22 protein-coding genes are annotated in these 21,475 nt (G+C 71.8%); 12 read left to right on the top strand and 10 right to left on the bottom strand.

What is annotated here, in order from left to right; all coding sequences use genetic code 11:
- Positions 1–85: 85 nt before the first annotated feature.
- Positions 86–505 (top strand): hypothetical protein, encoded by a 420-nt coding sequence (locus tag ACIBQZ_RS17260; protein ID WP_396089628.1) that lies wholly within the window; start codon positions 86–88, stop codon positions 503–505.
- Between the two features lie 4 nt (positions 506–509).
- Here the strand turns inward: ACIBQZ_RS17260 and ACIBQZ_RS17255 are convergent, their stop codons facing one another.
- From ACIBQZ_RS17255 to ACIBQZ_RS17225, 7 genes are read right to left on the bottom strand one after another with little or no spacing between them, the layout of a single operon-like run.
- Positions 510–1,097 carry a hypothetical protein gene (locus tag ACIBQZ_RS17255; protein ID WP_396089627.1) on the bottom strand — a complete coding sequence of 196 codons (588 nt, stop codon included), beginning with the start codon at positions 1,095–1,097 and terminating at the stop codon, positions 510–512.
- Positions 1,098–1,108: 11 nt separating this feature from the next.
- Positions 1,109–2,257: a M23 family metallopeptidase gene (locus ACIBQZ_RS17250; protein ID WP_396089626.1), complete on the bottom strand. Its 1,149-nt coding sequence runs from the start codon at positions 2,255–2,257 to the stop codon at positions 1,109–1,111.
- Positions 2,254–2,805, bottom strand: coding sequence for a hypothetical protein (locus ACIBQZ_RS17245; RefSeq protein WP_396089624.1), 552 nt, complete (start codon positions 2,803–2,805; stop codon positions 2,254–2,256). Before ACIBQZ_RS17245 ends, ACIBQZ_RS17250 begins: the two co-directional genes overlap by 4 nt.
- 6 nt (positions 2,806–2,811) lie before the next feature.
- Entirely contained in the window at positions 2,812–4,776 is a 1,965-nt protein-coding gene (locus ACIBQZ_RS17240; protein WP_396089622.1) for an MFS transporter, read from the bottom strand.
- Between the two features lies 1 nt (position 4,777).
- Positions 4,778–8,215 (bottom strand): ATP-binding protein, encoded by a 3,438-nt coding sequence (locus ACIBQZ_RS17235; RefSeq protein WP_396089621.1) that lies wholly within the window; start codon positions 8,213–8,215, stop codon positions 4,778–4,780.
- Positions 8,216–8,258: 43 nt separating this feature from the next.
- On the bottom strand, positions 8,259–8,621 hold the full coding sequence (locus ACIBQZ_RS17230; protein WP_396089620.1) for a hypothetical protein: 363 nt from the start codon (positions 8,619–8,621) through the stop codon (positions 8,259–8,261).
- A gap of 16 nt (positions 8,622–8,637) precedes the next feature.
- Positions 8,638–8,931: a hypothetical protein gene (locus tag ACIBQZ_RS17225; RefSeq protein ID WP_396089619.1), complete on the bottom strand. Its 294-nt coding sequence runs from the start codon at positions 8,929–8,931 to the stop codon at positions 8,638–8,640.
- 390 nt (positions 8,932–9,321) lie between these two features.
- On the opposite strand from ACIBQZ_RS17225, the gene folP reads away from it, so the two are divergent.
- The 7 genes from folP to ACIBQZ_RS17190 all read left to right on the top strand — a co-directional run bounded on the left by folP (position 9,322) and on the right by ACIBQZ_RS17190 (position 13,775).
- Positions 9,322–10,149 carry a dihydropteroate synthase gene (gene folP, locus ACIBQZ_RS17220; RefSeq protein ID WP_396089814.1) on the top strand — a complete coding sequence of 276 codons (828 nt, stop codon included), beginning with the start codon at positions 9,322–9,324 and terminating at the stop codon, positions 10,147–10,149.
- On the top strand, positions 10,146–10,505 hold the full coding sequence (folB, locus tag ACIBQZ_RS17215; protein WP_396089618.1) for a dihydroneopterin aldolase: 360 nt from the start codon (positions 10,146–10,148) through the stop codon (positions 10,503–10,505). Before folP ends, folB begins: the two co-directional genes overlap by 4 nt.
- On the top strand, positions 10,502–11,029 hold the full coding sequence (gene folK / locus ACIBQZ_RS17210; protein ID WP_396089617.1) for a 2-amino-4-hydroxy-6-hydroxymethyldihydropteridine diphosphokinase: 528 nt from the start codon (positions 10,502–10,504) through the stop codon (positions 11,027–11,029). The genes folB and folK overlap by 4 nt, the downstream gene beginning before the upstream one ends.
- 35 nt (positions 11,030–11,064) lie before the next feature.
- Positions 11,065–11,544 carry a DUF3180 domain-containing protein gene (locus ACIBQZ_RS17205; protein WP_396089813.1) on the top strand — a complete coding sequence of 160 codons (480 nt, stop codon included), beginning with the start codon at positions 11,065–11,067 and terminating at the stop codon, positions 11,542–11,544.
- A 77-nt stretch (positions 11,545–11,621) separates the two neighbouring features.
- Positions 11,622–12,890, top strand: coding sequence for an ABC transporter permease (locus tag ACIBQZ_RS17200; RefSeq protein ID WP_396089616.1), 1,269 nt, complete (start codon positions 11,622–11,624; stop codon positions 12,888–12,890).
- 29 nt (positions 12,891–12,919) lie between these two features.
- Complete coding sequence (locus ACIBQZ_RS17195; protein WP_396089615.1) at positions 12,920–13,204, top strand: hypothetical protein; 285 nt, start codon at positions 12,920–12,922, stop codon at positions 13,202–13,204.
- 79 nt (positions 13,205–13,283) lie between these two features.
- Positions 13,284–13,775 carry a hypothetical protein gene (locus tag ACIBQZ_RS17190; protein ID WP_396089614.1) on the top strand — a complete coding sequence of 164 codons (492 nt, stop codon included), beginning with the start codon at positions 13,284–13,286 and terminating at the stop codon, positions 13,773–13,775.
- A 114-nt stretch (positions 13,776–13,889) separates the two neighbouring features.
- Here ACIBQZ_RS17190 and ACIBQZ_RS17185 read toward each other — a convergent pair whose 3' ends face one another.
- On the bottom strand, positions 13,890–14,903 hold the full coding sequence (locus ACIBQZ_RS17185; RefSeq protein ID WP_396089613.1) for an ABC transporter ATP-binding protein: 1,014 nt from the start codon (positions 14,901–14,903) through the stop codon (positions 13,890–13,892).
- Positions 14,904–14,905: 2 nt separating this feature from the next.
- Between ACIBQZ_RS17185 and ACIBQZ_RS17180 the strand changes: the two genes are divergently transcribed.
- The 4 genes from ACIBQZ_RS17180 to ACIBQZ_RS17165 all read left to right on the top strand — a co-directional run bounded on the left by ACIBQZ_RS17180 (position 14,906) and on the right by ACIBQZ_RS17165 (position 19,135).
- Entirely contained in the window at positions 14,906–15,628 is a 723-nt protein-coding gene (locus ACIBQZ_RS17180) for an ABC transporter permease (protein ID WP_396089612.1), read from the top strand.
- Positions 15,625–16,341: an ABC transporter permease gene (locus ACIBQZ_RS17175; RefSeq protein ID WP_396089611.1), complete on the top strand. Its 717-nt coding sequence runs from the start codon at positions 15,625–15,627 to the stop codon at positions 16,339–16,341. Before ACIBQZ_RS17180 ends, ACIBQZ_RS17175 begins: the two co-directional genes overlap by 4 nt.
- A gap of 175 nt (positions 16,342–16,516) precedes the next feature.
- Positions 16,517–17,515: a glycine betaine ABC transporter substrate-binding protein gene (locus ACIBQZ_RS17170; RefSeq protein ID WP_396089610.1), complete on the top strand. Its 999-nt coding sequence runs from the start codon at positions 16,517–16,519 to the stop codon at positions 17,513–17,515.
- A 99-nt stretch (positions 17,516–17,614) separates the two neighbouring features.
- On the top strand, positions 17,615–19,135 hold the full coding sequence (locus ACIBQZ_RS17165; RefSeq protein ID WP_396089609.1) for a hypothetical protein: 1,521 nt from the start codon (positions 17,615–17,617) through the stop codon (positions 19,133–19,135).
- Between the two features lie 3 nt (positions 19,136–19,138).
- Here the strand turns inward: ACIBQZ_RS17165 and ACIBQZ_RS17160 are convergent, their stop codons facing one another.
- Both ACIBQZ_RS17160 and ACIBQZ_RS17155 read right to left on the bottom strand, forming a co-directional pair.
- The gene (locus ACIBQZ_RS17160; RefSeq protein WP_396089608.1) at positions 19,139–20,281 is read right to left on the bottom strand and encodes an NADH-quinone oxidoreductase subunit D; all 1,143 of its coding nucleotides are present in this window, start codon (positions 20,279–20,281) and stop codon (positions 19,139–19,141) included.
- On the bottom strand, positions 20,278–21,321 hold the full coding sequence (locus ACIBQZ_RS17155) for an SAM-dependent methyltransferase (protein WP_396089812.1): 1,044 nt from the start codon (positions 21,319–21,321) through the stop codon (positions 20,278–20,280). The genes ACIBQZ_RS17160 and ACIBQZ_RS17155 overlap by 4 nt, the downstream gene beginning before the upstream one ends.
- Between the last annotated feature and the right edge of the window lie 154 nt (positions 21,322–21,475).

Below are 21,475 nucleotides of genomic sequence, written 5' to 3'. Positions count from 1 at the left end.
GGTCCCCCCGCAGGCACCGCCAGCCGCGGCGGGAAAGCCACGAAACCGGCGACTTCGGCTTTTTCTGGCTATGGGGGCGGGGATATTGGCGCTGCTGTGCCTGGGCGGAATCGGGGTATTCATCTCGTTCTACGACGAGGCCACAAAAATCGAAAGAACCGCACCGGACGCGGTCGTGGATCAGTTCCTGCGGGCATATCTCGTCAACAGGGACGACAAGGAAGCAGAGCTCTTCACCTGCAAGAACGGCCTCGACCTATCGGCGATCACCGCGCTGCGCACGGAGCTGATCGCACGGGAGAAGGAATTCGACGTGACCGTCAACGTCAGTTGGAGCACTCTGACTGTCTCGGGCACCGAGGAGAACCGTCGGACTGTCACCACCGACCTGCTCATCACCGGATCCAAGGACGGAGCGGCATTGAGCAAGAGTTCGGAGCCGTGGTCCTTTGCGCTGGCTGACGCTGACGGTTGGCGAGTGTGTAGCACCGCCAAAATCCCCTAGGGGACTACTCCACCCAGAGCAGGTGGACCGGCACCTCCAGCGTGCGGGGCACTGCGCCGCTCCACCCCCATCGGTACCAATCCAGCTCGGTTGTCACCCGCGCGCAGATGTCACCCTCATCGCTGGTGTGCAGCTCGGTGACGGCGCGCAGGTCACGACGCTCACCACCGTCCTCCAGTAGCTGCACGACGCGTCGACCGGTCAGCGCAGCCGCGTCCAGCGCGGCGACCGGATTGCGGCGTGGCGGCTCGTCCAGGGACACCAGCCGGGAGACCACGTCGCCGGGAGCGGTGGTGAGCGCCGCCATCCCCAGCTCCTCGACCCAAACGCGCTCAACCGGCACCAACGGCGCGAACACCTCGGTCTGCTCCGCCTCGGCGCGGTACCACTCGGCCTCCGGCATCACGGGCACATAGGTCCGGCTGCCCTGCACGACCTTCTCATCGGCCCGCAGGTCGCCCCGCCAGCCGTGTCCGGGCAGCCCGATGAGCACCCGGCGGCCGCGCAACTGGCCCGCCATGATCGCCGCTGTGGGCACCACCGGGCGCGGCGGATCCGGGGTCCACTCGGAGCCGGCAAACGGATCGGGCATCGAACTACCGGTCACTGTGAAGCACCCAGCGGTGATCCGCGCTCCGCCATGAACTGCACCGGGTCCACCGCGCTGGCGCTGGAGCGGTCGTTGTTGAGGTGCACCTCGAAGTGCAGGTGCGGACCCGACGAGTTGCCGCTGGTGCCGCTGAGCGCCACCACCTGACCGGCGGCGACCTTCTGGCCCACTTGCAGGTCAGGCCGCTGGACCAGGTGGCAGTAGCGGGTCATGATCTTGCCAGCATGCCGGATCTCCAGCATCCAGCCGCAGCCGCCCTTGCCGGGGTAGCCGGGCACGTCACAGTCCTTCCTGCCGCTGAACGTCTCGTCACACTTGATCCGGGATACGACCCCGCTCGCCACCGAGCGGACCGGGTTGCCGCTGTCGATGATCAAGTCGACGCCCTGGTGGGTCGGCCGGCTCGCGGTGCGGAAGCCCGACCCCACGACCATCTTGTCCTTCCGCTTCAAGCCCTTGCCGCTGGCCGCGAGCGGGCTGGTCCAGCCGGCGGCGGACACCTGACCGAGCGAGGGGCAGACCATGGCGAGGGAGTTCCCGACGGCGTTCGCCGCACCGTCCGCGAGCAGGTTGACGATCTGTGTCGCGATGGGTTCGTGCTTGGCGTAGGCGCCCGGGTAGGCGCTGATCTGCACCCGCTGGGCGGCCCGCGTCAACGGCAGGCTGTCCCAGTTCTTGACCCTCCGCAGCTTCCCGTAGAACTTGGTCGCGGCGTAGACCGGATTCGTCACCTGCTCCGGCGAGCCCCAGCCGGTGCTCGGCCGCTGCTGGAACAGGCCCAGCGAGTCGTGATCGTTGCGCTTGCCGAGGTTGCCGAGGTTACGCAGATTCGATTCCTGCATGGCCGTCGCCACCGCGATCACCCAGGCGCGCGGCGGGAGTTTCAGCTGCTTGCCGACGTTGATGATGATGGCCGCGTTCTTGATCTGCTCCGAGTTGTACGGCCCGACCTTGGGCAGCTTGCCTTCCGGGTCGATCGGCCCACCGGCCCCGCAGTTGGCGCTGAGCAGGTTGAGGTTCTGCTCCTTCTTGTCGAACTCGTCCACCAGCAGCGCGCTGATGGCGCCGCCGCAGCAGAGCAAAGCCAGGGTGGCGGTCAGGGCGACGATCAGGGCCACCCCGCGCGGTCGTGGCACGTTCACGGGCCCTCCCAGTCGACGTCGTCCACCAGCCAGCGCCCGTCCGGGGCCACCAGTTGCAGAGTCAGCTTTCCGGTGTCCACCGTAACGACCGCGTTGACCAGGCCGTCACCGATCGGCACCAGGGTGGGCCGCCCGACGATCCGGTCGGCGGGCACATCGGCCGGGTCGACCCCGTTCAGCTCGTCGGCGAGGTCCTCGGTCGCGTTCGGCACGAGGCCGTTGTGCCAGGCCTTCGCCGAGACGTTCTTGTGGTCGATCCAGGCCGCCGCGAAGGCGTAGGCAACGGCCTCCGGTTCCGCGGTGCCCGGGCTGGCGGTCGGCGACGGCGGCGGGTCATCGTCGACGATGACGCCGTCGTTGTCGATGCTCGGGTCGATGGAGACCGTCGGGCCGGGCGAGACTCGGTCGGTGATCGGGGCCGCGGTGTTGCCATCGGAGAAGATCCGGCCGACCCCGACGATCGCCAGCACCAGCACGGCGATCACCAGGGCAACCCCCCAGCGGGACCGGAAGAGTCCGGTGAGGCTGCGTTCCAGAAGTCTCGGCATCCGCGGTCACTTCGCCTCGGTGCGCACCCGCGGCGACGCCGGTTCGCGGGTCGTGCTGCCGGTCTCCGGTCGATAGATGGCGAAGGAGGCGGGTCGCTCGGTCACGTCCGGTTCGGTCCAGGTCGACGGCCGGCGCTGCCGCGCGGCCGCTGCGGTGACCGGAACCGGGGCACGGTCGCCCGGCTCGGCGTTCTCCCGGGTCGACTCGTTGCCGTCCGGACGCACCGCCGGAGCGCCCCCGCGGCCCGGCGCGGGGGCCAAGGTCTGGCCGCCACGTCCCGCTGAACCGTGCGCGGGATCTTCCAGGCGCGCTTCGGGCCGCAGATTGCTCTGGTCGACGTAGACCGTGCGGCCCTTGCCGATCAGGGGCTCGTTCGTCCCGCCGGCATCCGCCACGTCGAGCTTGGCGGCCTCGCGCATGTCCCGGAAGAACCTGCGGTGCCAGGACCCGGCCGAGGTGATCGCCGCGGTGCCGTCCTTGCCGCCGAGCTGGGTGATCCGCCGGTAGGGCCGCAGCAGCAGCCAGCCCACCACCCCGACCAGCCAGACCAGCACGACCTGCAACCAACCCGCCAGGCTGGCGGTATTCATGATCAGGTCGACGGCGAAGAGGTAGATGGCGGCGCCGGTGCCGAAGATGGCGATGTTGAAGATGGCCGCCACCACGGCGTTGCCGAGTCGGCGGATGCCCGAGCTGGCCGGCCGTAGCAGGCCGACGGTGCCCAGGATGGGTGCGGCGATGACCGCCCATCGGAAGATCAGGAAGCCGAGCAGCACCAGCAGCGACGCGGTCAGATCGAACATCGCGAACATGAGGGCCGCCAGCACGGCGATGAAGCCCGCGCCGATCCGGTCCATCCCGTTGACACCGCGGAGGTAGTCGTAGGCCTCAGGATCTTCGACCCTGATCGTCTCGGCGACTCGCTTCCACTGGTCCTGCTTCGCGGTGATGGTGGACGGCCGGGTGTCCGGGTTGTTGCGCATCTTCTGCGACTCGTCCCAGCTGAAGGAGCGGGCGTCGTACAGGGCCCGGCCGTACTTCTGCGCCGTGACGCTGTCCGCCGAGCCGAGCACCCCGCGGAGCCAGTTGCGGTAGAGCATGGTCTCGGTCACGGTGTCGCTGGCGCGGACAGCCGGCGGCCGGTTGTCATCGCAGGCGCCCGGAGTGGGGTTGTCGCATTGGCCGGGAGGAGCTTCCTGAGCCCGCGGTCCAACCGCGTCGTGCACTACGCCCAGCGTGGTGACCAAGGTCTGGTCCGCGATGTTTGCCGATTTGACCGGCCACGCTGCGATGGCGGTGACGGCGACCATGATCAGGATTGCCCATCCGGCGGTCGTGGTGGCCGCACCCATGTCGGCCTGCTGTGACCGCCAGATCAGGTAGAGGCCGACCACGGCGAGGGTGATGACGCCGAAGACGCTGAAGACCTTCTCATAGACCGCCTTGGTGGCCTGGTCGACCAGCGGATCGGCCCAGCCCCACAGGGCCTGGGGGTCCCAGGCGCGCTCCCGCAGGGCGTTGGAGGCGCCGATGACGGCAGTGGCGATCATGAACTCACCGTTCGCGACGGTGGTCTCGAACTTGCTCTCCGGCTCGGTCAGGGTGCCCGCGCAGCCGCCGTCGAGGTCGTAGGTCGAGAAGCTGTAGCCGGCGTAGCCGTACTGGCTGTAGATGCCTTGGGGGCCATTGAGCTTGGAGGAGGCGGGACGCTCGGCGAACCAGCCCGCCAGACCGGAGTCCGGCGCGCTGGGCGTGGGCGGCTTCAGGCAGGTCACCCGGTCCCCGGACACTTCCTTGAGCCGCTTGACGCAGCCGGGGATGTCGTTCCCCCACTCCTCGGCGCTGCAGGCGCCGCCGGGGGCCTGCAATGGTCCGGCCGAGGCCGGTGACGGGGCGGCGACCGCCCAGGCGATGCTTGCCGCCGCGGCCACCAGCATCGTCAGCACCAGTGCGCACGCCCGCCGTACCATCTCAGACCTCCCGGTCGGGCAGCGACGCGATGGCCGAGGGCGCTGCCTTGGCCGCCGCCGGTGTCGTGTCGAGGTAGTCCAGTAGACCGTCCACGTATGACACGTCGACCCGGACCTTCTGCACCCGGCCGTCCACGTCGCGCATCACGAACTCGCGGAAGCCCAGGCGGGCCGACGAGGACGTGTCTGCCTGTGACAGCGAGGCCAGGGTTGCCTCGTAGCCGTCGTGTACCGGCACCCGGAGCAGGCGGAGGGCTTCGGAGGCGATTTCCTGGTCCTCGGCGATCCGGCCGACGAAGACCGTTGACACCAGGTTCTGTACGTCGAGGCCGAGGATGTCGCGGGGGTTCTGGGAGGCGACGAAGGCCGCCAGGTTCCACTTGCGGGAGTCGCGGGCGAGGCGGACCAGGAACGAGCGGCCGGAGCGCCAGCCCTCCATGAAGTGGGCCTCGTCCAGGCCGACCATCTTGCGGGAGCCCATCGAGCCGCCGTAGCAGCGCCGGACCGCCAGGCGGTGGGCCGTGTGCAGCATCGGCAGGGCCAGGGATTCCTCGGCCGACCAGTACTCGCGTTCGATCTTGATGTCGGGCAGGCGCAGGCCGGCCATGGTGATCACGGTCAGGGCCGAGTCGGCGCCGAGCAGGTGGGCCGGGGGGCGGCCGAAGAAGAGCAGCGCCAGGGGCATTTCGGCGGTGTCCAGGAGCAGGTTGGCCAGCTCCTTGCCGTCGTCGTCCAGGCCTTGCAGGGTGGCCACCACGTCGTCGAGGGTGGAGGTCTCCTCGGCGGGCACCTGGCGGACGGCGTGCCGCAGCAGGGTCGCCGTTGAGGCCTCCTTGGCGACCTGGGGTGGCACCAGCATCGAGCAGATGTCCTGGACCAGCATGCGGCGTTCCGCGCGGGCGTTGGAGACGGCGATCTCGTACTCGCGGTCGCCGCCGGCGCCGGTCGGGAACTCGCTGCGCATCGGGGTGGGGATCAGCGCGTACGGCGCCAGCGTCCCCTGTTCCGACCCGGTCAGGTTCAGCACCCGGGAGTACGGCCGCAGCTCCGGCATCGCGCACAGCCGAGCCAGCGGCCCGGACGGGTCGAGCAGAGTCACCTGGACGCCACGCCGCGCGTTCAGGTAGCCCAGCGCGCCCATCAGCGTCGACTTGCCACCGCCGGGCTCGGCCACCAGCACCCCGAGGCCGGAACGTTCCCGGACCTCCATCGGGAAGTGCAGGTCCAGGAACACCGGCCGGCGGCACGTGCCCGCCGTACGGCCGATCAGGTCTCCCCGCCGGTCGCCCACCGTGGACGCGGCCTGGGGCAGCGCCGCGGCCAGCAGCTTCACCGGCATCCGGCGCACGTAGCCGGTGTTGGCGATCGGCTCGCCGGGGATGAACTCGCGGGCCAGCTGGTCCTGGTTCTTCGGGTGCTGCAGCGAGATGCGCAGCTCGCGGGAGTAGAGCTGAATCAGCCGCCGGGCCCGTTCCAGGCACTCGTCGCGGGTGCGGCCGCCGACCGCGATCCGGTGCCAGCCGTGCGCGCGGGCCGACTCGACCGGCAGGCCGGTGGTCATCTCGTCGCCGATCACCAGGGCGCGCTTGGCCAGGCGTTCCAGCTCCGGCGGGGCGTCGATGCCGTGCTCGGCGTAGTCGAGCTGCTGCGAGCGGATCATCCGGAGCCGGTGCTCGAGGTTCTTGAACGAGCTGTTCGAGCCGAGGATGTCGATCCGCGAGGAGAGCTCCATCGGCCAGGGCAGCCGCTCGTGGAAGTGCATCCACGGCTCGTGCTTCTCCGGGATCTCCAGCGGCTCCATCCGGCCCACCGACAGCACGGCGACGTGCCGTTCCTCGCCGGTCATCCGGTTGACCAGCTTCACCGTCGAGCCGTACGGGGTGCGGTAGCGCTCCACCTGCTCGGTCAGCGCGAGCAGGTCACCGCGTTCCCAGTGGCCGTTGGAGATCGGGGAGAGCGGGCCGGGCGGGGACATGCAGAGCGCGACGGAGCGGAACAGCAGCCATTCCAGCTCCTGCGGGGTGACCCGCCGGCCGCGCATGCCGAACGCGTTGAGCACCTCGTCGAACTGCTCGACGGTGCGGCCGAGCTTGCGTCGCTCCCCGTCGGAGGTGCCCTTGCCGAACATCCGCAGGATGCGCTCGGAGAACGTGTCGCCCAGCGAGCGCCGCGCGAAGGTCACGCCCAGGTAGGTCTGGCCCTCGGCGTGGTTGACCGAGAGCAGGTGGCGCTGGGCCGCGACCAGGTGGTCGGACCAGGACGTGGCGCCGGAGACGTCGGGCAGCGGCTTGGCCGTGTGGGAGTCGACGGTCCGGGCCCACTCGTCGGCCGGGAACGGCCGGTTGGTGCGGCGCAGGTGCAGCCGGAAGCCGGCCAGGCCCGCGTACTGCTCGGAGATGGCCGAGAGCAGGGCCTCGCGTTCGGCGTCGGGGCGGAACGCCCAGCGCACCTCGGGCAGCGAATACCACGCCGTGACCGTGCTCTGGGTGAAGGTCAGGTGCCCGGCGATCTCGCTGATCTCCAGCTCGATGGCCGGGTCGCGGTCGCTGAACTTGAGCTTGTGCGGGCGCAGCGGCGCCGCCTTGACCTCGTTCTTCTTCGGCCGGACCGCGGGCAGGTTGGCCGGCTCCTCGCGCTTGCGGCGACCGCGGCGCTTGGCCGGCGCCTGCTCGGGCCGGGCCGCCGGCGGCTGCTCGGGCAGGTCGATCCGGGCGTCGGGCTGAGCCGGCGCGGCCGGGTGGTACGCCTCGACCGCGGCCACCGGGGTGACGCCGGGCGCGCCGACGGTCTGCCAGAGCGGCGGGGTCTGCACCGGCCGGGCGGGCGCGGGCTGCGTCAGCACGGGTGCCGCGGCGACCGTCGGGAGCGCGCCGGGGCGGGCCTCGTCGGGCCAGTCCTCGAAGTCGGACTCCGGCGCCTCGCGCTCGTCGTAGAAGTCGGCCTGTGGCCCGGCCGGCGCCCGCATGAACGGCGAGACGGGCGCGTCGGCCGGACCCGAAAGGTCCGATGTGGACTCGACGGGAGCCGAAGCGGGGGCCGAAGCCGGCGCCGGAGCCGGGCTCGTGGGCGCCGCAACCGGCGGCGCAACCGGCGGGGCGGAGGTCTGCCGGCTCGCGTCCGCGCCGTCGAAGTCGAACCCGAAGTCGAAGTCCGCGTCCGGGTCGTCCGGCGGCAGCGCCGGCTCGGCCGGCGCAGCGGCGCCGCCGAACAGGTCGAGGAACGGCGAGTCGATGTCCATCGGGTCGACCGGCGGGCCGCCGTTGGTGCGCGGCCGCACTGGCTGCGGTGCCTGAAAGACCGCGACAGCGCCGTGGCCGGGGCCGGGCACCTGTTCGGCGCTCTCATCCGGAGAGTGAGTGTCTGATCGCACAGCGTTACTCAGCTTGCCCGGAAGGGACGGTTCCGCGCGGGAATGCCCGGGCGGTGGGGTAGCGGTCATGAACGGGCCCCGTTCGGGCATGCGACGAGAGCGGCGAAACTGGTCATACCAACTCCTCCCGAACCCTGATGCGCGTGGCGACAAGTCTCGGGTCACGCCGTTCGACGGCCGGCTCGCGGGTGCGGCGCCAGTCGGTGAGCGCGGTGCGGATGACCATCCGGGCCGGCCGGTCGGGGTCGACGTGCCGGAACACGTACGAGGTCGTGACCATGGCCAGCGCGATCTCCCAGGCGGGGAAGGCGTCGATCTCGAAGGTGATGAGGTAGTGCAGAAAAACGAACAAAGGCACTAGTAGGACGAACATCCCATACTGCGCGTACGGCAGGTGCATGGGCAGCGTGTAGCCGGGCGGGCCCAGATAGACAAGGCGTGCCCGGTAGATGTCGTCGTCGGTGCGCAGCCGCATATGTCCGCCCGCGGCCTCAGGTGAAGATGAGGCTGATGAGGAAGTCGCCGACGAAGAACAGCGTCGCGGCGCCGGCGATGAACGCGAGGCCGACGATGGCGATCGCGGAGCTGGTCAGCACCTTCGAGATCTCGCCGCGGCTGGCCCGGCCGATGAAGATGACGCCGAGCACGGCCAGCAGGATCGGTGCGACGTTGCTGGCGAAGAAGGTGACGACGCCCTCGGTGTTGATGCCCTTGGGTTCGGGGGCCGCCAGGGTGCCTTGCTGCAGGACCGTGGCAACCTGCGTGACGAACTCTGTGGCGATCATCGGTAAACCTCCCGAGTGCCCGGCGTGAGGGCGCCGAGCACAACTGCAGTTGTGAAGCCTCGCTGACGGCAACGCCCATATGGTGCTACTTCCGGCCCACCGCGTCGAGTGAGCCGTTCAGGGCGCTCCTGTCCTACCCAAAGCCCGTCTGCTCTCTTCGGTCCTTCAATGATGCCCAGTTCCAAAGAGTACGGGCCGTACTTCTTACCTACAAGCTGACTGATTCGTTACCCAAGGTAAACACATGACTGAAGATGAGTCACGGTGCATCGTACACATGTGCTAAACGTGGAGGCCCGGTACCGTCTTCCCGTGACCGATCCGACCCGCTCCGCGACGACCGTGCAGGTCAGCGGCGATGTGCTGCTCCGACAAGATCACCCGGTCGTGATGGGCGTCCTCAACGTCACCCCCGATTCCTTCTCCGACGGCGGCCGGTATGCCAATGTCGGCGCGGCCGTCGCGCACGGCATCGAGCTGCACCGCGCCGGCGCCGATCTGGTCGACATCGGCGGGGAGTCCACCCGGCCCGGCGCCGAGCGGGTGGACGGCCCGACCGAGACCGCCCGGGTGCTGCCGGTGATCAAGGAGCTGGCCGCCGCCGGGGTGCCGCTGAGCATCGATACCACCCGCGCCGAGGTGGCCGCGGCCGCCCTCGCGGCGGGCGCCCTGGTGGTCAACGACGTCTCGGGCGGGCTCGCGGACCCGGGCATGGCCGCCGTGGTGGCCGAGTCCGGCTGTCCCTGGATCCTCATGCACTGGCGCGGGCACTCCCGCCGGATGCTCGACCTCGCCCGCTACGACGACGTCGTCGCCGAGGTCCGGGCCGAACTGCGGCAGCGGGTGGACGACGCGGTCGCTGCCGGCGTCGACCCCGGCCGGCTGATCCTCGACCCCGGCCTCGGCTTCGCCAAGCAGGCCGAGCACAACTGGGCGCTGAGCGCGCACCTGGACGAGTTGCTCGCCCTCGGCCATCCGGTGCTGTTCGGGGCCAGCCGCAAGACGTACCTCGGCCGGTTGCTCGCCGGGCCGGACGGCGAGCCGCGGCCGGTGGACGGCCGGGAAGCGGCCACTATTGCCACCTCGGTGCTGGCGGTGGCCGCGGGGGCGTGGGGCGTCCGGGTGCACGACGTGCGCGCGACCGTCGACGCGCTGGCCGTGTGGCGCGCCACCGGCAGCCCGCGAATTTCAAGATCAAAAACCTGGAGTACGCCGTGAGCGACCGCATCACCCTGTCCGGCCTGCGCGTCCGGGGCCACCACGGGGTCTTCGACTTCGAGCGCCGCGACGGCCAGGACTTCGTCGTCGACGTGGTGCTGGAGCTCGACCTCGCCCAGGCGGCCGCCAGCGACGACGTCGCCGACACCGTGCACTACGGCGAGCTGGCCGGGCGGCTGGCCGGGATCATCGCCGGTGAGCCGGTCAACCTCATCGAGACGCTGGCCGAGCGGCTCGCGGCGGTCTGCCTGGCGGACGCCCGGGTCGCCGCCGCCACGGTCACCGTGCACAAGCCGCAGGCGCCGATCTCGCACGAGTTCGCCGACGTGGCGGTCACCGTCCGGCGGGCCCGATGACCCGGGCGATCCTCTCGCTGGGCAGCAACCTCGGCGACCGGTACGCGTACCTCAGGGGCGCGGTGGAGCAGCTCGGCGAGAGCGTCGTGCTGGTCTCCGGGGTCTACGAGACGCCGCCGTGGGGTGACGCCGACCAGCCTGCGTACCTGAACGCCGTGGTCCTGGCCGTGGACCCGGCGGCTGCGGTCACCGGCTGGCTGGACCGGGTGCGGGCGCTCGAGCAGGCCGCCGGCCGGGTGCGGGATCCGGAACGCCGGTTCGGGCCGCGCACGCTGGACGTGGACGTGATCGCGGTGTGGCAGGAGGACGGCACCCCGGTGCTCAGCGACGACCCGGAGGTCACCCTGCCGCACCCGCGGGCGTGGCAGCGGGCCTTCGTGCTCAAGCCCTGGCTCGACCTGCAGCCGTACGCCCAGCTGCCCGGCCGCGGCTGGGTGACCGACCTGCTGAACGACCCGGAGCTCACCGCCGACGCGAACGCCCTGACCCCGCGGCCCGATCTGCCGTTAGAGTCACAAGGGTGAGCAGCAACCCCGGCGGTGACGCGACCGATCCGTCGATGCGGCCGACCAGCCTGTCCGTCCTGGTGGTCGCCGCGCTGGCCGCGGCCGCGGTGGGCTGGCTGCTGCTGAGCGCGTTCTACGCGCAGATGCCCCGGCTGCCCTGGCTGCCGATCATCGTGCTCGGCACGCTGGCCGTCGTCGAGGCCACCCTGGCGCAGAACACCGCCGCCCGGATCCAGCGCAAGCCGGGTGCGGGCCGGGTCGACGCGCTCGCGGTGGCCCGGTTCGCGGTGCTCGCGAAGGCGTCGTCGCTGGCCGGCGCGCTGTTCGGCGGCTTCTCGGCCGGGCTGCTCGCGTGGCTGGCGCTGGAGCCGACCAAGGCCGCCCGCGACGACGTGCCGGCCGCCATCGCCGGGGTGGCCGCCGCGCTCGCGCTGGTCGGCGCCGCGCTCTGGCTGGAACGCTCCTGCCGGGTGCCGGACCAGCCGGAGAAGAAGGACAACGGCGAGCACGGCCGGCAGGCCGGACGGTCCTGATCGACCCCCCGTTCAGCACTTGAACCGAGGGCCCCTCATTTCCGTATGCTGTGCCGGCGGCGAAGGAGGTGTGCGGGATGGCCTACGACGAGACCACATATCGGCGTAATACCGTCGACCAGGTGGAGAGTGACCCGGCGGCGTACCGGGCCGGCCTCGCGGCCACCGACTTCCGAGCCCGGCGGCGCGACCTGGATCCGGACGCCGGCGACGGCGACGGCATGCAGCTCGTGGAGCCCGCGACGGAGGTCGGCCGGGCGGGCGCCGACGGCGACGACGGGCGCGATCGGCTCGGCATCCACATCGGCTGGGAGATCGTCCTGCTGCTGGCGGTCGCCGCCATCGCCTACCTGCTCTACCGCCTCGACCCGGCCAGCCTGCGCCGGCCGGCCCTGGACACCCTGCTCATCACCGGTGCCTCGATCGGCCTGCTCACCCTCGGCGCCGGGCTGACGCTGCGGGCCGGCGTACCCAATCTCGCGGTCGGCCCGATCGCCCTGGCCGCCGCGTTGCACTTCGCCGAGAACGGCGACGACGGCCTGGTGCAGGCAGCCGTGCCGGCGCTGATCGTGGCCGCCGCGGGCGGTCTGGTCGTGGCCGTCCTGGTGCTTGTGCTGCACGTGCCCGGCTGGGCCGCGACGCTCGGCGGCGCCATGGGCGTCATCGTCTACGACCAGCTGCGCACCGCGCCGGTCACCGTGCAGGCCGGTTACGACCCGGCCAACCACGCGTTCTACCTGTTCGGCGGTTTTGCGCTGCTTGCGGTCATCGGCGGCGCGCTGGGCACCGTCATGCCGATCCGGCGGCTGGTCGGGCGGCTGCGCCCGGCCGGCGACCCGGCCCGGCGGCGGGGTGCGGCTGCGGCCCTCCCGGTGATCACCGCCCTGGTGCTCTCCTCGGTGTTCGCCGTCGGCGCGGGCGTGCTGATGGCGGCCCAGTCCACCGCGCCGATCGAGCCCGGCACCGGCCTGGAATGGACCGGCCTGGCCTTCGGTGCGGCGCTGCTCGCCGGCACCAGCGCCTACGGCCGGCGCGGCGGCATCTTCGGCACCCTGCTCGCGGTCGCCGGGCTGACCCTCTTCCTGGACTACGCGGCCCGGCGCGACTTCGACATCGCGCTGTTCGCGATCGCGGCCTGCGCGGTCGGCGGCGGCCTGATCGTCACCCGGCTGGTCGAGACGTACGGGCGCCCGCTGCCGGTGCCCGCGATGACCGACTGGAACGCCGCGGCCTCGGGCGGCACCACCTGGACCCCCGACATGCCGGAGCAGTGGTCCACCTCCGCCGAGCCGCCGGAGAACCGCCCGATCCGCTGGGACGAGGGGCCCTGGGGCAGCGGCCGCTGACCGCCGGGCCGCCGCCTATGCTGGCAGACATGACCGACTCGACCTTCGCCGAACTCGACGCCCTGCCCACCGAGGAACTGCGTGAGCGGGCCTTCGCGAGGGCGCGGGAGCGGCGGGACCTGAGCTTCTTCTGGTCGGTGTTCAAGCACCTGCCCGATGCGGACGAGGCGGCGTCGCTCGACGGTGCGCCGCACTCGGTCGGTCCGACGATCGACGAAGCGATCGCGCTCTGGCGTGAGCTGACCGGCCACGGGTTGGGCGAGCAGGAGCCGCTGCTCCGGGCCGCCTTCATCGATTACCTGCAAAAGCACTGATACCGCCGCAAGGTACACATTCACGGATATCAGTTCCGGCGCGTTTGGTGACCGGAATCCGTTGGGAACTAACGGGTTCATGGCTCTCACCAACCGCTACAAAAGCGCGCCCAGCGCCGGCACGATAACCGCGCTGGTCCTCGTTCTCGTGTTCGGCAGCCCCTGGTACGCCGACTGGGTCACCGACAACACCAACCCGGAGACCGCCGGGGGCTGGTGGCTGCGCCTGCTGGCGTGGCCGCACTGGAGCTTCGACTCCGACGACTCGCTGCGTTCGATCGTGGTCGGCGACCTCAAGGCGATCCTGGTGGTCGTGCTGACGCTGGTCTTCTGCTACCTGCTGCCCGGCTCCCAGCTGGCCCGGGCCCGCGGCACGATCAGCCAGTTCTTCGCCGGCTGGGCCGCGTACATCTTCGCCGGTGGCTTCGCCGCGCTGCTGACCACGCTGTTCCTGGCCAACCCGTCGCTGCTCGGCGCGTTCCGGACCGCCGGCGAGGGCGCCACGTACGGCCTCTTCGTCGGCTGGATCATCGGACTCGCCACCCTGGGCGCCCGCCGGGGCACCCGCTAGACCTTCCCCGCGCCGCGGCGCACCGGTGACCGCAGCCCCCGCCGGCACCGCCCCCGCCGCGTCACCCGCGGCGCGACCGACGACTCCCCTCGCCGGTCGCGCCGCGGTCCCGCGTCAGGCCGGTGCGGCGGCTTCCGAGGCGGGCGCGTCGAACAGCGCCGAGCGCGACACCGCACCGATCGGCTCGCCGTTCTCCATCACCACGACGTTGAGCGAGTCGCCGGTCAGCATCACCGCGAGCGCGTCGTAGAGCGTGCCCGTCACCTCGACCGTGGGCAGCCGTTCGAGCTCCTCGACCTGGCCGAGCGGGCGCATCGCCTCGCGCACCGGCGTGACCGCCAGCCGCCGGATGCCCCGGTCGGTGCCGACGAACTCGCTGACCGCCGCCGACGCGGGCCGGCTGAGCAGCTCGGCCGGGGTCGCGTACTGCATCAGCCGGCCGCCCTCGGCCAGCACCGCGATCCGGTCGCCCAGCCGGACCGCCTCGTCGATGTCGTGGGTGACCAGCACGATCGTCTTGCGGACCGCCTCCTGCAGGCGCAGGAACTCCTCCTGCAACCGGCCTCGCACGATCGGGTCCACCGCCGAGAACGGCTCGTCCATGAGCAGCACGAGCGGGTCCGCCGCGAGGGCCCGGGCCACGCCGACCCGCTGGCGCTGACCGCCGGAGAGCTCGTGCGGATAGCGGCCGCCGTACCGCTTCGGGTCGAGGCCGACCAGCTCCAGCAGCTCGTCCGCGCGCTCCTTGATCCGCTTGCGGTCCCAGCCCAGCAGCCGCGGCACGGTGCCGATGTTGGTGCGGATCGTCTGGTGCGGGAACAGTCCGACGTTCTGGATGACGTAGCCGATCTGCCGCCGCAGCTCAACCGGGTCCTGCGCCGAGACGTCCGCGCCGTCGATCAGGATCCGGCCCTTGGACGGCTCGATCAACCGATTGATCATCCGCAGCACCGTGGACTTGCCACAGCCGGAGGGTCCGATCAGCACCGCGAGCTCGCCCGCCCGCACCTCCAGGCTGATGTCGCCGACCGCCACGGTCCCGTCCGGATAGACCTTCCCGACGTTCTCGAGCGTGATAGACGCCGCGGTCCGGCCAGCGCCGGACTCCTTGATCGCGGTAGCGTCCACGTATGTCCTTCCTGTCGAGGGCCCCGGCGCCTGCGTGGCCCCTGGCCGCCCCCGCTGACGACGGGCCGGGAAATCCGTGGTTTTCCTGGCGCTACGTGCACGACAACGCCGACGAGATCCTCACCGCGCTGCAGTTCCACGCCGGTCTCACCGCCCGTGCGGTGATCATCGCGTTGATCGTCGCACTGCCGCTCGCGGTCGTCTCCTACTGGTGGCGACCACTGACCGGCCCGATTCTTGCACTCTCCGGCGTCCTCTACACGATCCCGTCGCTGGCGCTGCTCGCTCTCATCGCCCCGGCCGTCGGCACCACCAGCGACACCTCCGTGCTGATCGCCCTGGTGCTGTACGCGCTGCTGGTGCTGGTCCGCAACTCGCTGGCCGGGCTGAGCCAGGTGCCCGCCGAGGTCCGCGACGCCGCGGCCGGCATGGGGTACGGGCGGCTGGGCCGGCTGTGGCGCATCGAGCTGCCGCTGGCTCTGCCCGGCATCCTGACCGGGCTGCGGCTGGCCACCGTCTCGACGGTCGCGCTGGTCACGGTCGGCTCGCTGATCGGCAAGGGCGGCCTCGGCGAGATGATCCTCGGCGGCTTCCGGAACAACTTCTACAAGGCCGAGATCATGACCGGGACGATCCTCTGCGTCGCCCTGGCGCTGGTGCTCGACCTGGTGCTGGCCGGGCTCGGCCGGCTGCTCACCCCCTGGGCGAGGGAGCGCAGCTCGTGAACTACTTCCAAGAGGGCGTCGTCTGGCTCAACGACCCGCTGAACTGGACCAACCCCGGCGGGCTGCTGGACCGGCTGGAGGAGCACTTGCTGATCAGCCTGTGGGCGGTGCTGCTGGGCTGTGTCATCGGCTGGCCGCTCGGCATCTGGCTCGGGCACCGGGGGCGGGGCGGCGGCGTGGTGGTCACCATCGCCAACCTCACCCTGGCCATCCCCACGCTGGCCCTGCTCACCATCCTGCCGCTGACCCCGCTCGGGTTCGGCCAGCCGCCGGTGGTGGTGGCGCTGGCGGTCTTCGCGGTGCCGCCGCTGCTGGCGAACGCGTACACCGGGCTGCGGCAGATCGATCCGGAGACCCGGGACGCGGCGCGTGGCATGGGGCTCTCCGGCGGGCAGCTGCTCCGGCAGGTCGAGTTGCCGCTGTCGGTGCCGTACCTGGCGGCGGGGCTGCGGACCGCGGCGGTGCAGGTGGTGGCGACGGCCGCGCTGGCCGCGTTCGTCAACGGCGGCGGGCTGGGCGAGATCATCTCGGCGGGCTTCGGGATCGGCATGAGCGCCGGCGGCGGCGGGCAGATCGTGGCCGGCGGCATCGTTGTGGCGCTGCTCGCATTGCTGGTGGAAGGGCTGCTCGCGGGCGTACAACGTTGGGTGACACCGGCCGCGCTGCGGACGGACCGGCGCCGCCGGCCGACCGCGGCAGCCCCGGCCGGGTAATGGTCTCGCATCGTTACGAAACTTGTCACACCCTGCGGGTAGGAATGTGGGTGAGCCGCCGACCCCGCGGCTGACCCACGGACATCACACGGACATCACACGGGCATCGAACACCGACTGCCCGTCGGACACGCGGCGCGGCCACTGGCCGCGCCGGGACACAGAAGGCGGCAGTATGCGTCGACACCTGCTCCTGACGGCTGGCACCCTCATGACCGCCGCCGTCATTCTCGCCGGCTGCGGTGAGTCCGGATCCTCCGGCACGGAGGCCCCCGCGAGCTCCGCCGCCGGCAACGGCTGCGCCCCGGTGGCCGGCGACACCCTCGTCGTGCTCACCGATGACAAAAACCTGCAGAACACCGACAACATCGTCCCGGCGATCAACAAGAAGGCCTCGTCGCCGCAGCTCATCGCGGCGCTCGACAAGGTCTCCGCGGCGCTCGACACGGCCAAGCTGATCGAGCTGAACAAGGCCGTCGACATCGACCGCAAGTCGTCGAAGGCCGCGGCCGAGGAGTTCGCCACGGCGAACAACCTCACCGCGGGCATCGCCAAGGGCCCCGGCGGCAACCTGACCGTCGGCGCCGCGAACTTCAGCGAGAACGCGACCCTGGGCGAGCTCTACAACATCGCCCTGACGGCCGCCGGTTACCAGGTCAAGGTCCAGCAGATCGGCAACCGCGAGCTGTACGAGCCCGCCCTGGAGAAGGGCGACATCGACGTGGTCCCGGAGTATGCCGCCACGCTGGCGACGTTCCTCGCGGGCAAGGTCGACGGCAAGGACGCCAAGGACCCGTCCTCGCCGGAGCTCGACACCACGATGACCAACCTGACCGCCCTCGGTGCGAAGACCGGCCTGGTCTTCGGCAAGCCGTCCACGGCACAGGACCAGAACGCCTTCGCCACCACGGAGGCCTTCGCCACCAAGTACGGCGTCAAGACGCTGTCCGAGCTGGCCGCCAAGTGCTCGGGTGCCGCCACCGTCCTGGGTGGTCCGCCGGAGTGCCCGCAGCGGCCCAAGTGCCAGCAGGGCCTGGTCGAGACCTACAGCTTCCAGGCGGGCAAGTTCAGCTCGCTCGACGCCGGCGGCCCGCTGACCAAGACGGGCCTCAAGCAGGGCACGATCAGCGTCGGCCTGGTCTTCAGCTCGGACGGTGCGCTCGCCGCCGGCTGACCCAGCCGTTGATCCGTCCCGGACGCCGGGTGCCGCACGAGTGGTACCCGGCGTCCGGCCGTTTCGTGACGGCCACCACTCTCGGTAGCATCTGCGACCATGCCTGACCGGGACCCCGAGGCGCCGCACAACGCCCGCCTCCTCACCGCGCTCATCTGGGCCGGAGTCGGCCTGGCCCCGGTGGCCGCGCTCGTCGTGCTGCTCGGCGGCAGCGACAGCTCCATCCGCTTCGCGGTGCTGCTCATCGCGGTCAGCGTGGTCCTGATCGGCGCGGCGCTGCTGGTCCGCCACGACCCGGTGCTGCTCAGCATGGAGGTCGAGAACCAGCTCGAGGCGCTGCGCGAGGAGGTCACGGCGAGCGCCCACGCCACCGGGAACCGGGTCCGGGCGCTGCAGGACGAGATGACCCGGATGCGGGCGGCGGGCTCCCCGGCGATGGGACTCCCGCCGGCTGGGGCCCGGGCGGCGGCTCCGGTGGGTGCACCCCCGGTGGGTGGCCGCGCGGGGGTGGCCGCGCCGGTGATGAACGAGCCCGGACACCTGACCGGCGGCCGGGCTTCGGCAGGTGTGCGGGAGGTCGGTCACACCACCGGCGGCCGGGTGATGCCGGTGTCGGCCGGGGCGGCCGGCTATCCGGTCAACGGGCGGGCTTCGGCGGCGGTGCCCGGGCGGGCTGTGGCCGGGCAGGCCCGGGCCGACGGCTGGGCGCCCGACGCCGACCGGGGTGACGCACCTGCCCCGCCCGGACGTCCGGCGGTCGCTACCGCGTCTGTCGCGCCGCCCGACGGACACACCTCGGTGGCCCGGATCCCCACGGTCGCCGCGGCGGCCGCGCCGGTGACCGGCTCCGCGTCCGTGGGATCCGCGGCCCTGCGGCCCGTCGCAAGCGGGGCCGCCGCGGCAGCACCGCTTCCGCGCCAGCGCGCCGCAGCCGTGGTGCCGCCCCCCGGCGGCGGATACGGACGGGACGACGACGCGGCCGAGCCACGGTCGTCCGGCGGCTACGGCCCGGGACTGTCCGGCTCGGCGTGGGCCGAGCGCAGCGGGGGAGCGGACCACTACGGCACCGCCGAGGCGGCGCCGCCGGCGGCCGAGCAGCGGCCCTCGCGCCGGCACGCCGCGCCGGACACGGGCACCGACCTCGCCCGCTACGGCCTGGGCGCCCCGACCACGCCGCCCCCGGCGAAGACCTACGGCCCCCCGGAGGGGTATGGCGCCGCGGAGGGCTACGGCACCGTTGCGCCCCAGGCCTACGGCCTGGGCTCCCCGGCCGCTCCCGCACCCCAGACCTACGGCGCCCGCCCCGCGCCCAGGACCTACGGCGCCGAGCCGGAGTTCCAGAGCTACGGCGTCGGCCCCGAGACCTACGGCACGGACTACGGCTTCGACCGGACCGGCGGCTACGACTACAACGTGTCCCACGACCAGCCGGCACCCAGCGCCTACGGCATCGAGACCTCGAGCTTCTTCGCCGACGCCGACGAAACCGACGCCGACGAAACCGACGACCACACAACCACCGGCCGCGGCGGCGAGGACAAGCCGGGCTACGGCCCCGACCCGCTGGCACCCCAGCACGGCTGGGCACCCCGCAGCCAGGAGCGCCCCGGCCGCTGGTGACCGCTACTTGTCGATGTCTCCGACCACGAAGAACATCGAACCCAGGATCGCGATCAGGTCCGGCACCAGGCAGCCCGGGATCAGCGTCGCCAGCGCCTGCACGTTCGCGTACGAGGCCGTGCGCATCTTCATCCGCCACGGGGTCTTCTCGCCCCGGGAGACCAGGTAGTAGCCGTTGATGCCGAGCGGGTTCTCGGTCCACGCGTACGTGTGACCCTCCGGCGCCTTGACCACCTTGGGCAGGCGCACGTTCACCGGGCCGCTGATCCGGTCCACCCGGTCCAGGCACTCCTGTGCCAGGTCCAGGGACACGTACACCTGGTCGAGCAGCACCTCGAACCGGGAGTGGCAGTCGCCGGCGGTCCGGGTCACCACCGGCACGTCCAGCTGGTCGTACGCCAGGTACGGCTCGTCGCGCCGCAGGTCGAGGTCCAGGCCGCTGGCCCGCGCCACCGGGCCCGAGGCGCCGTACGCCGCGGCCTGCTCGGCGGTCAGCACGCCGACGCCCACCGTGCGGGCCAGGAAGATGTCGTTGCGGCGGATCAGCCGGTCGATGTCCGGCATCCGGCGGCGGACCTCGTCGATCGCCGTCCGGGCCCGCCCGGTCCAGCCCGCCGGCACTTCCTCCTTGAGGCCGCCGACCCGGTTGAACATGTAGTGGATCCGGCCGCCGGAGACCTCCTCCATGACCGCCTGGAGCGTCTCCCGTTCCCGGAACGCGTAGAACATCGGCGTGATCGCGCCGATCTCCAGCGGGTACGAGCCGAGGAACATCAGGTGGTTGAGCACCCGGTTCAGCTCGGCGAGGGCCATCCGCAGCCAGGTCGCGCGCTCGGGCACCTCGATGCCCATCAGGCGTTCCACGGCGAGCGCGACGCCCAGCTCGTTGGAGAACGCCGAGAGCCAGTCGTGCCGGTTCGCCAGCACGATGATCTGCCGGTAGTCGCGCACCTCGAACAGCTTCTCGGCGCCGCGGTGCATGTAGCCGACGATCGGCTCGCAGGAGACCACCCGCTCGCCGTCGAGGGTGAGCTTGAGCCGCAGCACGCCGTGCGTGGACGGGTGCTGGGGTCCGATGTTGAGGACCATGTCGGCCGTGTCCAGCCCGGACCCCGTGCCGACGGTCAGCTCCCGCAGGTCACTCATGCCATCACCTCCGCCGGCGCTGCGCCGATGACATCCGCTGGGCGCCGCACTGATGATTCGCTCATTGCCAGCATCGTCCCACGGAGGTCGATGCCGATCTCGTGCAGCAGCCACCAGTGCGCGCCCAGCCCGGCCGGGTCGGTGAGTTCGGCGGCGGCCCCGGCCGCGCCCAGTGCCCGCAGGTAGCCCGCCGGGTCGGTGCGGGCCAGTTCCAGCCGGGGCCGGCCGCCGCGGACCCCCAGGGCCCGCAGCGCGGCCCGCTGACCGATGATCCGGTACGCCGTCCCGGTAGCCGCCGCGGCCGAGTCGACCGCCACGTGGGCGGTGACGTCGGTGCTGCCGTCCGGCCGGGGTGGCACCTGCCGTCCGTCCCGGTAGCCGGTGAGGGTGCCCAGCGCGGGTCGCGCCGAGCGCAGGTGCCCGTAGTCCACCGCGAGCGCGCAGCCGCGCCGCACCGCGGCGACCGCGTCGGCCCACGCGACGTCCCGGGGCCAGCCGATCTCGACGCGGTCGCCGGGCCGGGCGGTCGGCCACCACCGGGCCAGCCAGAACCGGTCGGCGGCGTCCACGTCCGGGCCCAGCGACTCCTGCCCGGTGCCGGGGTCGACGAGCACCCGCCGGACCCGCCCGCCGGGGTCGACCTCGGCCACGCCCAGCGGCACGTTGTCCAGCCATTCGGTGGCCAGCAGCACTCCGGTGAGCTGCTCGGGGACGTACCGCTGCCAGCGGATGTCGGCCGGCAGCCCGGCCGGCCGGGCGGCGACCTCGACCCCGGCGAACCGGACCCGCCCGGCCAGTTCGTCCGCCGGCTCCCCGCTGAGCAGCGCGCGGAGGGCGGCGAGCAGTTCGCCGCGGCCGGCGCCCACGTCCACCACGTCGAGCACGCGCGGGCGGCCCAGCGCGGCGTCCACCTCGCGGATCAGCCGGAGCAGCGCGCCGGCGAACAGCGGGGAGGCGTGCACGCTGGTGCGGAAGTGGTCGGCGGGGCTGTCGGTGGCCCGGGTGAAGAAGCCGCCGGGGCCGTACAGTGCGGCGGTCATCGCCGCTTGCCAATCCAGGCTCGTCACGCTTGCCAATCTAGGCCCAAACCGCCGGTGCAGTTGTTCACACGCTCTTGTCACGAGCGTGTTACACCGGCGCATACTTGCGGTCGACCGGTACCCCGTCCAACCGCCCCACCGCCGCCCTTGAGCG

Origin of the sequence: Actinoplanes sp. NPDC049599, assembly GCF_044465625.1 — a bacterium.
GTDB lineage: Bacteria > Actinomycetota > Actinomycetes > Mycobacteriales > Micromonosporaceae > Actinoplanes.
The sequence above is the reverse complement of the archived record's forward strand: the minus strand, read 5'-3'. Positions and strand labels throughout refer to the sequence as shown.

Excerpts from the sequence above, each read along its gene's own strand:
- ACIBQZ_RS17155 (WP_396089812.1), bottom strand. The coding sequence starts at position 21,321 with ATGACCGCCGCACTGTACGGCCCCGGCGGCTTCTTCACCCGGGCCACC.
- ACIBQZ_RS17195 (WP_396089615.1), top strand. The coding sequence starts at position 12,920 with ATGACCGACTCGACCTTCGCCGAACTCGACGCCCTGCCCACCGAGGAA.
- ACIBQZ_RS17205 (WP_396089813.1), top strand. The coding sequence starts at position 11,065 with ATGCGGCCGACCAGCCTGTCCGTCCTGGTGGTCGCCGCGCTGGCCGCG.
- ACIBQZ_RS17170 (WP_396089610.1), top strand. The coding sequence starts at position 16,517 with ATGCGTCGACACCTGCTCCTGACGGCTGGCACCCTCATGACCGCCGCC.
- ACIBQZ_RS17235 (WP_396089621.1), bottom strand. The coding sequence starts at position 8,215 with ATGACCGCTACCCCACCGCCCGGGCATTCCCGCGCGGAACCGTCCCTT.
- ACIBQZ_RS17230 (WP_396089620.1), bottom strand. The coding sequence starts at position 8,621 with ATGCGGCTGCGCACCGACGACGACATCTACCGGGCACGCCTTGTCTAT.
- ACIBQZ_RS17165 (WP_396089609.1), top strand. The coding sequence starts at position 17,615 with ATGCCTGACCGGGACCCCGAGGCGCCGCACAACGCCCGCCTCCTCACC.
- ACIBQZ_RS17225 (WP_396089619.1), bottom strand. The coding sequence starts at position 8,931 with ATGATCGCCACAGAGTTCGTCACGCAGGTTGCCACGGTCCTGCAGCAA.
- ACIBQZ_RS17240 (WP_396089622.1), bottom strand. The coding sequence starts at position 4,776 with ATGGTACGGCGGGCGTGCGCACTGGTGCTGACGATGCTGGTGGCCGCG.
- ACIBQZ_RS17190 (WP_396089614.1), top strand. The coding sequence starts at position 13,284 with ATGGCTCTCACCAACCGCTACAAAAGCGCGCCCAGCGCCGGCACGATA.
- folP (WP_396089814.1), top strand. The coding sequence starts at position 9,322 with ATGGGCGTCCTCAACGTCACCCCCGATTCCTTCTCCGACGGCGGCCGG.
- ACIBQZ_RS17255 (WP_396089627.1), bottom strand. The coding sequence starts at position 1,097 with ATGCCCGATCCGTTTGCCGGCTCCGAGTGGACCCCGGATCCGCCGCGC.
- folK (WP_396089617.1), top strand. The coding sequence starts at position 10,502 with ATGACCCGGGCGATCCTCTCGCTGGGCAGCAACCTCGGCGACCGGTAC.
- ACIBQZ_RS17180 (WP_396089612.1), top strand. The coding sequence starts at position 14,906 with ATGTCCTTCCTGTCGAGGGCCCCGGCGCCTGCGTGGCCCCTGGCCGCC.
- ACIBQZ_RS17245 (WP_396089624.1), bottom strand. The coding sequence starts at position 2,805 with ATGCCGAGACTTCTGGAACGCAGCCTCACCGGACTCTTCCGGTCCCGC.
- ACIBQZ_RS17200 (WP_396089616.1), top strand. The coding sequence starts at position 11,622 with ATGGCCTACGACGAGACCACATATCGGCGTAATACCGTCGACCAGGTG.
- ACIBQZ_RS17160 (WP_396089608.1), bottom strand. The coding sequence starts at position 20,281 with ATGAGTGACCTGCGGGAGCTGACCGTCGGCACGGGGTCCGGGCTGGAC.